Below are 14,038 nucleotides of genomic sequence, written 5' to 3'. Positions count from 1 at the left end.
CCGCCCGGGGGATCTCAGCCGACCACTTCGTGTACTGCTGTGTCGCCTCTGTGATGGCCCGGGGAACGTTTTCGGCGCCCAGGCATCCCTGCAGGCGGCCTTCGCCTCGACGGGGTTTGCCCGAGGCTGACGGGAACAGCGCCTCCCAGCACCGCCGGCATGGATCGCGCCGCGCTTGCTGCGACGACGTACAGCGCGCAGCGCTGCCCCCCTACGAGAGCAGAACGGTCACGGTCTTCGTCTCGGTGTACGAGATCAGTTCGTCGAGGGACTCCTCGCGGCCGATCCCCGAAGCCTTCACCCCTCCGAACGGCAGTCCCCAGAAGTGCCGGCTGCCACTGTTGACGAGGATGTAGCCGGCCTCGATCTGCCGGGCGACGACGTGGGCGCGCGTGACGTCGCGCGTCCAGATGCTCGAGGTGAGCCCGTACTGGACGCCGTTGGCGATCCGTACGGCCTCCTCGTCGGCGTCGAAGGTGGTGACGGAGAGGACGGGGCCGAAGATCTCGTTCTGCTCGACGAACGACCCGGGGCTGACACCGGTGAGCAGCGTCGGCTCGACGAACCACCCCTCATCGAGGCCGGCGGGACGGCCGCCGCCCGTCGCCACGGTGGCACCCGCCTTCCTGCCTTCGGCGATGGCGCTGATGGACTTCTGGAACTGTGCCTCCGACACGAGCGGGCCCATGTCCACGGACGGGTCCAGCGGGTCTCCCACCCGGATCGCGGCCATGCGCTCGGCGACCCGGCCGATCACTTCGTCGGCCACCGAGGAGTGCACGAGCAGGCGGCTCGTCGAGCCGCAGCTCTGTCCGGCGACCCACGTGAAGTTCATACCCGCGACGGCACCGGCCGCAGCCGCCTCCAAATCGGCGTCGGCGAAGACGATCTGAGCGTTCTTTCCGCCCAGTTCGAGCGACACGTGCTTGACTCCGGTCTCGGCTGCATCCCGCTGGATCGATTGCCCCGTCGCGGTGGACCCGATGAAACCGATCCGGCGGACCTCGGGATGACGCACCAGCGCGCGTCCGGTCACCGCGCCGCGACCGCTGACGGTGATCAACAGATTGTCCGGGAGGATCCCGACCGCGAGCTCGGCCAGGCGCAACGAAGACAGCGGCGTCTGGTCCGGGGCCTTGAGGACCACGGCGTTGCCGGCGACGAGGGGCGCGGCGACCTTCGCCGCCGCGAAGAAGAAGGGATGGTTGAACGCACCGATACGCGCGACCACTCCGTAGGGCACCTGCATGGTGTAGTGGAGGTTCGTGCTCACCGGAATCGTCCGGCCACCGAGGTCGAGCGCCATGTCGGCGAAGATCTCCATGAGTTCCGCCGCCGCGTCCACATCGCCCCTCATCATCGAGAGGGTGAACCCGCCGTCCAGTGCGTCGAGAGTGGCGAGCTCCTCACGGTGCTCTCGGATCGTCGCAGCGAGTTGCCGGATCACGGCGGCCCGGGCTCGGGGCGGCATCGCGCCCCAGGCCGGCTGCGCAGCCTGCGCCGCCGCCACCGCGCGCCCGACCTCCTCCTCGGAGAGGTCGGGGGCGGAGGTCAGGGGACGCCCGGTCGTGGGGTTCTCGACCTCGTAGCGCGCGGCACTGGCCCACGGCTTGCCATCGAGAGTGACGGTCCATTCCCGGTCTGCGACATCGGTCGACGGGCTCATCATTGACTCCTCGTTTCCAGCAGAAGCGGTTTCTGTGTTCCAGAGGAGCATGCCCACCCTCTGGGACGGGAGGATGGTCCTCGCAGCCGCGACGCATCGCCTCCTCCTCCGAGCGCGGCCGCGAAGGCCTTCCTCGGGCCCACTTGACGTAAGGCGCGCGTGTGTGGCAGAATCAATTTCTGCAGATCAGAAACTATCCCTCGGCCTGCTTCGACGTGCGACGTCGGAGCGGTGTCGAAGCATTACACTACGGATAGGCGCGACGATGAGCACTTCCAGCATGACGATCTACGACGAGATCCGTCGCGGAATGATACCGGCGTACATCTACAACGACGCGGAGATCTTCGCGCGCGAACGAAAGAACCTTTTCAGCCGCGCCTGGCTGTTCGTGGGCCACGAGTCCGAGATTCCTCAGGCCGGCGACTACGTCGTCCGGCGAATACTCGACGACTCGTTCATCATCGTCCGCGACGAGAAGGGTGAGATCCGCGCCCACTTCAACATGTGCCTGCATCGCGGCATGCAGGTCTGCCGGGCCGAGATGGGGAACGCCTCGCACTTCCGCTGCCCGTACCACGGGTGGTCCTACCGCAACGACGGACGCATCGTCGGACTCCCCTTCCACGAGGAGGCCTACGGCGGCGAGGCCGGGTTCAGCCGAAAGGGCGCACGGCTCCTGCCGGCGCCGAACCTCGGTATGTACAACGGCCTGATCTTCATCAGCATGGACCCGGATGCGCCGAGCCTCGAGGACTACATCGGCGACTTCAAGTTCTATCTCGACTACTACACCCGGCAGAGCCCCAGCGGCATCGAGCTCCGGGGCCCGCAGCGGTGGCGCGTCAAGGCGAACTGGAAGATCGGCGCCGAGAACTTCGCCGGCGACATGTACCACACGCCCCAGACGCACACCTCGGTCGTCGAGATCGGGCTGTTCCGCGAGCCGAAGGCCGAGAAGCGCAAGGACGGCAACACATACTGGGCCGGCAACGGAGGCGGCACGACCTACAAGCTCCCGCCGGGCACGCTCGAGGAGCGGCTGCGGTACGTCGGCTACCCGGACGAGATGGTCGAGCGGATGAAGGCGACCTGGTCTCAGGAGCAGCTCGATGTCATCGGCCGCGACGGGTTCATGATCTCCGCGGCCTCGCTCTTCCCGAACATGTCCTTCGTCCACAACTGGCCCAAGGTCGAGGAGGGTTCGGACGAGGACGTGCTCCCGTTCATCTCCATCCGGACGTGGCTTCCGATCAGCGAGGACGAGACCGAGGTGTACTCCTGGTTCGCGGTCGACGCTGAGGCTCCGGAGGAGTTCAAGGCACTGTCGTACAAGGCCTACCTGATGTGCTTCGGGTCGACGGGCATGTTCGAGCAGGACGACGTGGAGAACTGGGTCTCGCTCACGAACACGGCGAAGGGATCAATGGCGCGGCGCCTGCTCCTGAACAGCCGCATGGGCATCCTCAAGGATGGATCGCCGGTCGTCGAGCCGCTCGGCCCCGACCAGTTCGCCGGCCCCGGCGTCGCGCACGTGGGCTACGGCGAGTACAACCAGCGCCATCTGCTCCACCGCTGGGCGGACTACCTGGAGTCGGAGTACGAGGGCGTCGACTTCCGTGCCCTGTCGATCGGCGGCGAGCCGCCACTGGATGTCGAGCCCCGACCTGCGGGCATCACGAACAATGGTCAGAAGGTGGTCCGATGATCGAGGAGACCGGCAAGGCAGTTTCCGAAGTCTCCCGGCTTCGCAAGTCGTCAACCCTCGCCGACCGGGTGGGCTCGTCCCTGCCCTTCACGAGCGAGCTGCACGCCACGATCCATCGCTGGCTCGTCGAAGAGGCCTACACTCTCGACCAGCAGCGGTATGAGAGCTGGCTGGACATGCTGACGGAAGACATCCACTACGTCATGCCCGTCCGCGTGACCACCGCACTCGGCACGCCCTTCAGCACGTCCCCCGGGATGGCGCACTGGGACGAGAACAAGTACTCGCTCAGCCGGCGCGTCGCACGGTTCCTTACCGAGCATGCCTGGACCGAGGACCCTCCGTCCCGGCTGCGTCACTTCGTGACCAACGTGCGGGTGTTCGAGACCGACGTGCCCGGCGAGGTGCTCGCCGACTCCGCGATGCTGCTGTTCCGCAGCCGAGGAGACGTGAACGAGCCGTCGATCATCTCCGCCCACCGGGAGGATGTGTTCCGTGACGTCGGAGGCGAGTACAAGCTCGCGCGCCGCGTCATCCTCGTCGACGAGTCGGTGCTGCGCACCCAGAACCTGGCGATCTTCCTGTGACCCTGGAGTGGGAAGGCGCCGACGTCGATCGGGCCGCCGCGATCGCCGCCGCCGAGGAGCGCGCACGTTTGGTCGCGCGCACCGTCGGCGAGCCGCTCACGATCGCCAACGAGTTCTCTGAGATCACGGTGAGCCGGGTCGAGACCCGCAACGGGACGCGTCTGCTCATCGACTCTCCGAAATCCGGACAATGGATCGCACTCGACCCGCTCGAGCTGGAGGCGCTCACCTGGCAGACCGTCCAGACGTTCTCAGCGATGATCGGGTCGCCGTACGCGCCCGTGTTCCCCGACCCCGACCCATCATCAACGAGGAATGACCATGGCCACGGTGAAGGCTGACCTCTCCCTCTGCCAGGGCTACGCGAACTGCGTCGTGGCCGCGGGAGACTACTTCGACATCGACGACGACGGCAAGGTCGTGCTCTTGCAGCTCGAGGTGCCGGACGCGGAGCGCACTCGCGTCGAGGAAGCCGCCCGAAGCTGCCCGGTCTCGGCGCTGTCTGTCGAGGGTTGAGCCGATTCGCATGTCTCACGTCGTCGTCGTCGGTGCTTCCGTCGCCGGAGTCAAGCTCGTACAGAATCTTCGTTCGGAGGGGTTCACCGGCGCGATCACGCTGGTGGACCAGGAGAGCCATCCCCTCTACGACCGTCCCCCGCTGTCGAAGAAGTACCTCAGCGGCGCCGCATCCGACCCGGAGATCGCGCTGACGACGGCGGAAGCGCTCGAAGGCCTGCGGGTCGAGACCCGTTTCGGCGTCGCCGCGACCGAGCTGGATCCTGCCGGCAAGACGCTGACGCTCGCCGACGGCAGCGAGCTGACCTACGACATCCTCGTCATCGCGACGGGTGCCCGAGCTCGCCGAACCCCGTGGGCTTCCACTCCCGGCGTCCACGTGCTGCGTACCCGCGCCGATGCCGACGAGCTGCGCAAGGAGCTCGTTCCGGGCCGCCACCTCGCGGTGGTCGGCGCCGGATTCATCGGCGCCGAGGCGGCCGCCACAGCGCTTGCGGCCGGTGTCAAGGTCACCATCATCGAACCGATCGGTGCTCCGATGGGCCGGGCGATGAATATGGAAGTGGGCGGTATCTTCGCGGAGAAGTACCGCAGGGAGGGTGCTGAGCTACGCTTCGGCGTCTCCGTCGAGAACGTCGAGCGCACGGGTGACCGCGTCCAGGTCACGCTCACCGATGGCGCGACGCTGGATGTCGACGCTGTCCTGCTCGGTATCGGAGCGGTCGTCAACACGGAGTGGCTCGAGTCGTCGGGCCTCGCGCTGGATAACGGTGTCGTCTGCGAAGGCACGCTTGCCGCCGTCGGCGTCTCCCACGTGTATGCGATCGGCGACGTGGCACGATTCATGAACCGACGGCATCCCGACCCGATCCGGTTGGAGCACTGGACGAGCGCGACGGATCAGGCGCTGATTGTCGCGCATAACATCGCTCACCCGGATGACCTGCGCAGCTACGACCCGACGGAGTATGTGTGGAGCGACCAGTACGACTGGAAGATCCAGATCGTCGGGCATACCGGATCTGATCACTGGACGATGGTGGGCGACCCTGCGCAGGACCGCTTCGCCGTCGTGTACGGCGAGAGCCAAGGGCAGGCCGAAGGTGCCGTCATCGTGAACTGGCCGCGTGCCCTCGTCGACGCCCGCCGCTCGGTCGCCTCGCGAGCGAAGGCGGACGAGCTGATACATCGGCTGCGCGCCCTCCTCGAGCCCTCGAGCACGGCTCCGGCGAAGGCGGCCGCCCGATGAGAGCTGACGACACCACCCTCCCCCTCCTGCACGGTCACCGCATCCCGCGAATCGGGGTGGGCACGTGGCCACTCACGGGAGACGAGTGCGCAACGATGGTCGAGAAGGCGGTCGGCTACGGTTACCGCCTGTTCGATACGGCGTACAAGTACGCGAATGAGGAGGCCGTCGGTGCCGGTCTGCGTGCATCGGGCATCCCTCGTGACGAGGTCTTCATCACGAGCAAGTTCAACAAGGAGGACCACAGCGTCGAGGGAGTGCAGCGCGCGTACGACCGATCGCTGAAGACCCTTCGCGTCGACTACCTCGATCTGTTCCTGATCCATTGGCCGGTTCCGGCCCTCGACCGATACGTCGAAGCGTGGAAGGGTCTGGTGAGACTGCTCGAAGAGGGACGAGTGAAGGCGATCGGCGTCTCCAACTTCAAGTCTCACCACCTTCAGCGCGTCGTCGACGCGACCGGTGTCGTCCCCGACGTCGATCAGATCCAGCTCAGCGTCGACATCGCCCGTGTCGAACAGCGCAGCTTCCAGCGCGCTCACGGCATCCTGACCGAGGCGTGGAGCCCGCTCGGACGCGGAGGAGCCCTGCTGTCCGATCCCGCGGTGACCGCGATCGCGTCGAAGTATGACAAGTCGCCCGCACAGGTCCTACTGCGCTGGCACATCGAGGAAGGGATCGTTCCCGTCCCGCGCGCCGGCGATGAGAAGCATCTCGCGCAGAACATCGACGTCTTCGATTTCACGCTCAGCTCGGAGGATATGGCGACGCTGAGTGGGCTGGATCAAGGCGAAGAAGCCGCCCGCGACCCGGACGATCCGGCCAACGGGCACTGAGGCCCACGGCGGCGGGTCGGTCGCTCCCGCAGCCACGCTCATCAGCGGCGTGTTCGCGTGCGCAGCGCATCCATGGGCGCTACGACGACCCGGGCCGGTTCACCCCAACAGTTCGGCGAGGCGGATCGCGGCGTCCTGCAGTGACCGCGCTAGGGACTTGACCTTGCCCGGCGGTAACCGCTGCACGGGCGCGGAGGCGTTGATCGCCAGTCGCAGTCCCGACGAGACGTGGACCGGGACCGCGACGCTCGCCACGCCGTCCTCGCTTTCCTGCCGATTCACGGCATAACCGTCCAGTCGTGTCCGAACCAGTTCGGCGACGAGTTCGTCTCGGGAACGTATGGAGTTCGGTGTGACGATCTCGAGCTGCTCGTCCGGGTACAGCCGGAAGAGCTGCTCGTCGCTCAGCTCGGCAAGCAGCGCCTTGCCGGTCGAGGTGCAATGCGCCGGCAGGGTCTTGCCCAGTCTCGAAACCACGCGCACGGCCACATCGGGCTCGGCAACGGCGAGGAATCGGACATGGTTGCCCTCGAGCGTGCCCAGGTGGCAGGTCTCACCGAGGGCGGCGCTGAGGTCCTCGAGGATCGGCTGCGCCAGTCTCGGGACATCCATCCTGCGCAGCACCGAGAAGGCCACCGTCGTCAGCGCCGGGCCAGGGCCGTAAGCCTTGGTCACCGGGTTCTGCCGCACGAAGCCGCGCCATGCCAGCATCGCGAGAAGTCGGTGCGCGGTCGAGGTCGCCACCCCGAGGAGGGCACCGGCGTCCGTGAGCCGCAGCTCGTGCTCCTCACCCAGCAGCAGGATCAGCTTCAGCGCGTTGTCGACCGACTCGATCGGATACTGGGGTGGATCGCCCGGCGACCCGAGCTGTCGATTCTGCACGGCAGAAAGCTTACTTGCAACGTGGGCGCGCTCCTCCTGCACCGCGCGCTCCGATGCCGACCCGACAGGCGGGAGGATCGTCTCCGCGGTGCCACTGCAGCCCGTGCCACGGTCAAGTCCCCGGTAGTGGTGTAGCCGTGTCGTGATCCTTCGGTGCTGGGTCAGGCGCTGAGTTCGAGGATGCTGTCTGTCACCTCCTCTGCCCCGGTGTCGGGGAGGAGGCGTAGGCGGGACTTGGCGAGGATGTCGAGGCCGAGGTAGCGGCGGCCTTCGGCCCATTCGTCGGTCTGCTCGGCGAGGACGGCGCCGACGAGGCGGACGATGGCGTCGCGGTTGGGGAAGATGCCGACGCTGTCGGTGCGGCGGCGGATCTCGCGGTTGAGACGCTCGTTGGGATTGTTGGACCAGATCTGTGACCAGAGCCCTTCGGGAAACTCGGTGAACGCGAGGATGTCCGCCCGTGCTTCGTCGAGGTGCGAGAAGGCGTCGGGGAGCTTGTCTTCGACGTAGTCGAGGAGCCGGTCGAACTGGGCGTTGACGGCGTCCTTGTCGGGCTGGTCGTAGACGGAGTGCAGCATCGCCTTGACCGCGGGCCAGAGGGACTTCGGGGTGACGGACATCAGGTTCGCGGCGTAGTGGGTGCGGCAGCGCTGCCAGGCCGCTCCCGGCAGGTTCGCGGCGATCGCCTCGACCAGTCCTGCGTGGGCGTCGGAGGTGACGAGGCGGACTCCGGTGAGGCCGCGGGCGACGAGATCGGCGAAGAACTGGTTCCAAGCCGACGCCGTCTCGGCCGTGGCGACGCGCATGCCCAGGACCTCGCGGCGGCCGTCGGCGTTGACGCCGGTGGCGACCAGGACGACCGCGTTGATCACCCGCCCGCCTTCGCGGACCTTCATCGTGAGGGCGTCTGCGGCGACGAATGTGAACGGCCCGGCATCCCCGAGGGGGCGGTGGCGGAACTGGTCGACGTGCTCGTCGAGGTCCGCGGCCATGCGGGACACCTGCGACTTGGACAGCGAGTCGATGCCGAGGGTCTTGACCAGCTTGTCCATGCGGCGCGTGCTGACGCCGGCGAGGTAGCAGTCGGNGAGGTGCGGATCAGCGATCTCATACCTAGTCTGGCGACCCTCCGGCTCAGCGACCACGATGCCGCAGTCGCGCAGGCAGGTGAGGTGGTTCGACACGTTCGAGCGAGTCAGCTCCAGCTCACGCGAGAGCACCGCCGGGTAGCTCGGTCCCTCGAGCAGGGTCATCAGGATCCGGGAACGCGTCGGATCCGCCATGGCCCGGCCGAGCCGGTTCATGACGTCGAGTCGAGAAGCAATAGTCAGCATGCACTGAACTATACAGCACAGGCTGATCAATCGCCGGATGCATCAGCCTCCGCCACAAGGCGAAACAGCAGTCGACATCTGATGAATACGCGACTCAGCAACAATCGGTGCTACCAGTAGAGCTGCTGGGCCGGTATGCGGCCTGGCAGGAGGTCTACTCCATCGACGAGTCCTTCCTCGGGCTCGACGCCCGCCGCGGCGCCTACGTCGATCAGGGCCGGGTGATCCGGACCGCGGTCGCCCGGCACACCGGCCTACCCGTGTGCGTCGGGATCGCCCGCACGAAGACGCTGGCGAAGTTCGCCAACCGGATCGCCAAACGGAACCGGCACCTGGGCGGGGTGTGCGACCTGGAGGCGATGCCCGCCGGCCACGTCGACGCCATCATGGCCCGTGTCCCGGTGACCGGGCTGTGGGGGATCGCCTCCCGGTTGGGCAAGCGGTTGAACCTGATGGGGATCGAGACGGTCGCGCAGCTACGCGACGCCGACCCGGTCCTGATCCGGGACCGGTTCAACGTGGTGGTGATGCGGACCGTGCTCGAGCTGCGCGGCATCCCGTGCATCGAGCTCGAGCCCGTCCGCCCGGACAAGCAGCAGATGATCTTCTCCCGCTCCTTCTCCACCCCGGTGCTCGGTGCGGAGCGGATGGCCCAGGTGATGGGCCTCTACGCCCAGCAGGCCGCCGCCCGACTGGCCAAGGAACACCAGGTCGCCAAGATCATGACCGTCTTCGCCTCCACCAGCCGGTTCCGGAACGACGTCGTCTCCTCCATCGTCTCCACCACGGTCCGGATGCCCAACCCGACCGCCGACCCGGTCCTGATGTCCAAGGCCGCGATCGAGACGATCCGGGCCCGCGTCGTCGACGACGCCCCCTACGTGAAGGCCGGCGTCATGCTCACCGGCCTCGAACCGGCCGGCGCCGCCCCCGTCTTCGACGAGTTCGTCAGCGTCCACGAACACCGCAACATCGGCGCCCTCATCGGCGAGGTCACCACCCGGTTCGGCACCCACACCATCGGCCTCGGCCGCGCCGGCCTCACCCGACCACCCGAGTGGACCATGAAACGGGAGCGCATGTCCCCGCGATACACCACCCACTGGCAAGAGTTGCTGACTGTCCAGGCTCGCTGATGAGGCACCACCGGTGGCGGCCGCAATGCCTGATCAACCGAGCGGGCACGCCGAGGTTGTGGCAGGTGAGGGTGCTGCACGCTAGGCTGATTCGCGTCGCAGAACCTCAGTTTCGGGAACAACTACGCCCAGGTGGCGGTGCTAGTGGTGCGATTCCGCTGGCTGACGAGCTGTGGGGAAACGGCCGAGGCGCGGCATTACTCCGTAGAGGTGTTCCCGGTTGAGCCCGGGTTGGAGCGTCGTTTCCCTGCTGGCTCATCCGACACGGAAGGGCCAGCAGGGGGACATGCCCGCTAGTAGGGAGACTCCTCGACGGGCCGGCGAACCGCGTTGTTAACCCGGACCCCAGCTGCACGTAGTTCCCTAGCGAAGCGTCGGAGGTCCACGCGCGTAGCCTCTGTCTTGCCCTTCGTGAGGGTGTAGAGCCGCCCTTGTGGAGATCGGAGTCGCAGCGTAGTAGCGCTGTCGGTCTTGACCGACCAACCTTGAGCCTGAGCGTTGGCTCGGAGAAGTGCAATCTCAGTCGCCAGGGCGTCGCCTGCCAGGTGCGGGCCAGCGCCGACGACAGCCTCCGCCTCCCGCCGACCAAGCGACCCAACCTGGCGGCCGATCTGCAAGGCGGCCGTGTTGACAGCAGCCTGCACGTTCCCATCCGGTCGTGGGTGATATGGGAGCCGCGTGAGCCCCAACGCGTCGGTCGGAAGCTTGGCTGACCCGGTGGCCAACAGGTAGGTGCGTTCCCGACCAAGGGCGCCCATGAACAGTCCGAACTCCAGAATGACGTTGTCACGGATGGAGGCACTGGTGTCTCCACGGCTCTCCGTTACGTCGTCTGGTGAAGCCACCAGAACGGCGAAGTCCGAGCGGCGCGCAACGCCGAGTAGAGCATCGAGCGGATAACTCGACGGGTCGAAGACCCCTTGGTCCCAAACGACGACCTGGCAGATCCCCCGTTCCTCGAGCACGGCCTGCAAGTTGTGGGCAACCTCGCGGCCCTCGGCGGACGAGCCGATGAAGAGGCGGGCTGGTTGCATGCTGGTCACCGGCTCAGCCTACGAGAGATCACTGGCCCAAAGTGGCGTCGGGCGAGGGTGGCGCCGTGAGGGTCACAAATGACGGTTTCTGACACGCGAGGGGGTGAGATCGGCTTGACCATGGTGAGGCCGGGCTCGGGAGTCTCACTCGTGAACTAGTGGCGCCGGCTGGGACCGCTGCTATCGACCGCGGTGGCAGTCCCACGCGGATCGACGGCGTCAGGGGAGACCCGATCAGGAGTAGCCTCGGTGCCGCTGCCCGACACGGACGTGGTCTTGGGGCGTGAGCCTGCTGTCCGTACGAGAGACTTGGACGGTGACTACTTCCCCTCTCGTCAGTGATTCGGCCGAGTTGAGGAAGGCGCGTGGAGCTTTCTTCACGCCTGCGCCCGTCGCTCGCTACATCACCGACTGGGGTATCCACCACGCCGCGGATCGGGTCCTGGAACCCTCGTGTGGGGAAGCGGCGTTCCTGCTCAGTGCGGTCGACCGCCTCCAACGTCTGGGTGCGTCCCCGGCGGACATGCGCCTGGATGGGGTGGAGCTACACGAGAGCTCGGCGGCGACGGCACGTACCCTGCTGGCGGACGTCGACGTGACGGCGGATATCAGCACGGGTGACTTCTTCGAGGTGACACCGACTGGCGCCTACGATGCTGTGATCGGTAATCCCCCCTACGTGCGGTATCAGGACTTCACGGGCGAATCGCGGGCCAGGTCCCGCGAAGCCGCGCTGCGGGCGGGCGTCTCCTTGACGGCGCTGGCGTCGAGTTGGGCCGCGTTCACGGTGCATGCCGCGCTCTTCCTCCGGCCAGGCGGCCGCCTGGGTCTTGTGCTGCCGGCCGAGCTGTTGAGCGTGAACTACGCGGCGGGAGTCCGCCAGTTCCTGATGGAGCGGTTCCGCCGGGTCGACTTGGTGATGTTCACCGAGCGAGTCTTCCCCGGCGTTCTAGAGGAGGTCGTTCTTCTCCTGGCGGAGGGTTACGACGAAGGCCCGGCGGGTCACTTCTCGGTGTACCAGGCCCGCAACTCCAGTGAGCTGAACGACCTGAACCTGTCCCATACGTGGACGCCGCTTCGGCCGGGGGAGAAGTGGACGGCGTCCATCATGGGCGCGGACGCACTCACGGCGTACACCGCGATGACCAGCCATGATGCCTTCGTCTCCCTCGAGGCTTGGGGGGACACCACCTTGGGGATAGTGACCGGCAACAACAAGTACTTCACCCTCTCGCCCGCCAAGGTGGCCGCTTTGGGGCTGAAGCAACGTGACCTGATCAGGATTTCGCCGCCCGGGAGTCGCCACTTGCGCGGTCTGACGCTGACCTCGCCAGCTCTGAAGCGACTCGGTGCGGAGGGGGCGGCCACCTACTTGTTTCGGCCAGCGAAGACGCCCTCCCCTGCCGGATGGGCTTACATCGGCGAGGGTGAGGCCGCAGGGGTGCAGGAGGCGTACAAGTGCCGGGTCCGGGACCCGTGGTGGCGGGTGCCGTTGGTTCGTCCGGCTGACCTGTTCATCACTTACATGAACGCCGACACCCCGCGGATCACCACCAACCGGGCGGCCGTGCGCCACTTGAACAGTGTCCACGGCATCTACCTGGCCGAGCAGAACGTCGAGATTGGGCGCGAGCTGCTGCCACTGGCGGCCCTCAACAGCGTTACCGTGCTGGGTGCTGAACTCGTCGGTAGGGCTTACGGCGGCGGGATGCTCAAGCTGGAACCACGCGAAGCTGACCGGCTCCCCATTCCAGGGCCGGGCACCGTCACCGCGGTGGCGGATTCGTTACGCCAGATCCGAACCCGGGTCGCCAATCGACTGCGCCGGGGAGACTTGACTGGAGCCGTGGCGATCGTCGATGAGGTCGTGCTGATCGGCGGGTTGGGTATCAGCCCAGACGCTGTCAGCTCCCTGAGGGACGCGCGCAACGTCCTCGCCGCCAGGCGTCTCGCCCGCGGTGCGGCCTCCGGGGACCGTCGATGAGCAAGTCCGACGCCTTCAGCGACTTCGATCCTGTCCTGGCCGCCCAACCGTTGACGGATCCCTGGACGCACAGCGCCGGGCAGCAGCCCGTGTACGCTCCCGACTACGACTTGCTGGGGAAGCTGCTGACCATTCCCGTGGCTGCGGGCAGCGCCTCCGAGAGCGGTCGCTTCGCCCGTGGCATCGACGCATGGCTTGCCCACGAGCTTCGCCGGGCGGGATTCAGCTCCGATGAGGTGTGGCCACGTGCGGAGCGCCCACGGGTCCTGCCCCGGGACTTGGCCGTGCTCCTGGAGAAGCTGCCGGATAGGGTCTCGCAAGACCTCCGTGCCCGGATCAGCAACATTCCCTCCGTTGCCCCCACCGACGCGAAAGTCTTGGGCAGGGCCTATGACAAGCAAGTTGACGTGGCCGTCGCCCGGTGGGATCGAGGCCCGGAGATCCTGCTGAGCACGAAGGCGCAGGTCTCCTCGTTCGCGAAGAACCTACCCAACCGGTTCGAGGAAGCCTACGGCGACGCCGGAAACCTCCGCGGCCGTTACCCACTAGCTGCGGTGGGGTTCTTCTTCCTGCAACGCTCCACGATCCTGACCAGGGAGCCGGATGCGTTCGAACGCACCGTCGACATGATGCGTAAGCTCCGCGATCTCGGCGGAAGCAACGGATACACGGCGACCGGGATGGCATTGGTCAGCTGGGACGAGACGCAGCCCAGCCCCACCGTGCGCGTCGAGTTGGACCGCGTCCCCGAGGACGTGGCGCCCCCGCAGTTCCTCGCGGCCATGATCCGTCAAGTCTTGGTCGTGACCCCCGTGGTCCATCACGTCGACGTTCGAGAGAGGATGGAGCGCCGAAACATTCCTGTCCCGGAAACCGACGACGTTGACACCAGTGACGTCGGTGTACGGGAGAGTTGAAATAGGCGCAAGCGGAGGACACCGGGCTCTCTGATCCACTCCTGGCTCGCACCAGCAGGAAAGCTTCGTTCGCGGTTCGCGGTTCGCGGTTCGCGGCTGGACCGGTGGACTGAAGCCACATGTGCCCGTAGGCGGGGCAAGGGTAACGGCTGGACCTCGGTCGCACCGCGGTGAGACGCCACCCCACCG

General features: G+C 66.8%; 12 protein-coding genes and 2 pseudogenes. 9 read left to right on the top strand and 5 right to left on the bottom strand.

The window, feature by feature from the left end; all coding sequences use genetic code 11:
• Positions 1-211: 211 nt before the first annotated feature.
• Positions 212-1,666: an aldehyde dehydrogenase family protein gene (locus tag V6N00_RS10165; protein WP_062633835.1), complete on the bottom strand. Its 1,455-nt coding sequence runs from the start codon at positions 1,664-1,666 to the stop codon at positions 212-214.
• A gap of 265 nt (positions 1,667-1,931) precedes the next feature.
• Here V6N00_RS10165 and V6N00_RS10160 point away from each other — a divergent pair, with 265 nt between their 5' ends.
• The 6 genes from V6N00_RS10160 to V6N00_RS10135 are packed head-to-tail and all read left to right on the top strand — an operon-like array spanning position 1,932 to position 6,562.
• Positions 1,932-3,374, top strand: a complete 1,443-nt coding sequence (locus V6N00_RS10160) for a Rieske 2Fe-2S domain-containing protein (protein WP_228164524.1) — start codon at positions 1,932-1,934, stop codon at positions 3,372-3,374.
• The gene (locus tag V6N00_RS10155; RefSeq protein WP_062633826.1) at positions 3,371-3,961 is read left to right on the top strand and encodes a 3-phenylpropionate/cinnamic acid dioxygenase subunit beta; all 591 of its coding nucleotides are present in this window, start codon (positions 3,371-3,373) and stop codon (positions 3,959-3,961) included. Before V6N00_RS10160 ends, V6N00_RS10155 begins: the two co-directional genes overlap by 4 nt.
• Positions 3,958-4,302 (top strand): hypothetical protein, encoded by a 345-nt coding sequence (locus V6N00_RS10150; protein WP_085603657.1) that lies wholly within the window; start codon positions 3,958-3,960, stop codon positions 4,300-4,302. Before V6N00_RS10155 ends, V6N00_RS10150 begins: the two co-directional genes overlap by 4 nt.
• Entirely contained in the window at positions 4,283-4,477 is a 195-nt protein-coding gene (locus V6N00_RS10145) for a ferredoxin (RefSeq protein ID WP_062633830.1), read from the top strand. Before V6N00_RS10150 ends, V6N00_RS10145 begins: the two co-directional genes overlap by 20 nt.
• Positions 4,478-4,487: 10 nt before the next feature.
• Complete coding sequence (locus V6N00_RS10140; RefSeq protein WP_062633832.1) at positions 4,488-5,726, top strand: NAD(P)/FAD-dependent oxidoreductase; 1,239 nt, start codon at positions 4,488-4,490, stop codon at positions 5,724-5,726.
• On the top strand, positions 5,723-6,562 hold the full coding sequence (locus tag V6N00_RS10135) for an aldo/keto reductase (protein WP_005050739.1): 840 nt from the start codon (positions 5,723-5,725) through the stop codon (positions 6,560-6,562). The genes V6N00_RS10140 and V6N00_RS10135 overlap by 4 nt, the downstream gene beginning before the upstream one ends.
• Before the next feature lie 99 nt (positions 6,563-6,661).
• Here the strand turns inward: V6N00_RS10135 and V6N00_RS10130 are convergent, their stop codons facing one another.
• The 3 genes and pseudogenes from V6N00_RS10130 to cmtR all read right to left on the bottom strand — a co-directional run.
• Positions 6,662-7,486 carry an IclR family transcriptional regulator gene (locus tag V6N00_RS10130; protein ID WP_005050741.1) on the bottom strand — a complete coding sequence of 275 codons (825 nt, stop codon included), beginning with the start codon at positions 7,484-7,486 and terminating at the stop codon, positions 6,662-6,664.
• A gap of 119 nt (positions 7,487-7,605) precedes the next feature.
• Positions 7,606-8,535: pseudogene (locus V6N00_RS10125) on the bottom strand (IS256 family transposase); the annotation flags it as partial.
• A pseudogene (cmtR, locus tag V6N00_RS10120) lies at positions 8,533-8,778 on the bottom strand (Cd(II)/Pb(II)-sensing metalloregulatory transcriptional regulator CmtR); the annotation flags it as partial. The pseudogenes cmtR and V6N00_RS10125, both read right to left, overlap by 3 nt.
• A gap of 107 nt (positions 8,779-8,885) precedes the next feature.
• Here cmtR and V6N00_RS10115 point away from each other — a divergent pair.
• The gene (locus V6N00_RS10115; protein WP_229660028.1) at positions 8,886-9,914 is read left to right on the top strand and encodes a DUF4113 domain-containing protein; all 1,029 of its coding nucleotides are present in this window, start codon (positions 8,886-8,888) and stop codon (positions 9,912-9,914) included.
• 293 nt (positions 9,915-10,207) lie between these two features.
• On the opposite strand, the gene V6N00_RS10110 is transcribed toward V6N00_RS10115, so the two are convergent.
• Positions 10,208-10,948 carry a nucleotide-binding protein gene (locus tag V6N00_RS10110; RefSeq protein ID WP_229660032.1) on the bottom strand — a complete coding sequence of 247 codons (741 nt, stop codon included), beginning with the start codon at positions 10,946-10,948 and terminating at the stop codon, positions 10,208-10,210.
• 283 nt (positions 10,949-11,231) lie between these two features.
• On the opposite strand from V6N00_RS10110, the gene V6N00_RS10105 reads away from it, so the two are divergent.
• Together V6N00_RS10105 and V6N00_RS10100 are read left to right on the top strand one after the other, a co-directional pair.
• Positions 11,232-12,932, top strand: coding sequence for an HsdM family class I SAM-dependent methyltransferase (locus V6N00_RS10105; RefSeq protein ID WP_334232033.1), 1,701 nt, complete (start codon positions 11,232-11,234; stop codon positions 12,930-12,932).
• Positions 12,929-13,849, top strand: coding sequence for a hypothetical protein (locus V6N00_RS10100; RefSeq protein ID WP_188668852.1), 921 nt, complete (start codon positions 12,929-12,931; stop codon positions 13,847-13,849). Before V6N00_RS10105 ends, V6N00_RS10100 begins: the two co-directional genes overlap by 4 nt.
• Positions 13,850-14,038 lie beyond the last annotated feature (189 nt).

Source organism: Tersicoccus mangrovi (assembly GCF_036881825.1).
Lineage (GTDB): Bacteria > Actinomycetota > Actinomycetes > Actinomycetales > Micrococcaceae > Tersicoccus > Tersicoccus mangrovi.
Note: the sequence above shows the minus strand (reverse complement) of the source record. Positions and strands in the feature narration are given on the sequence as shown.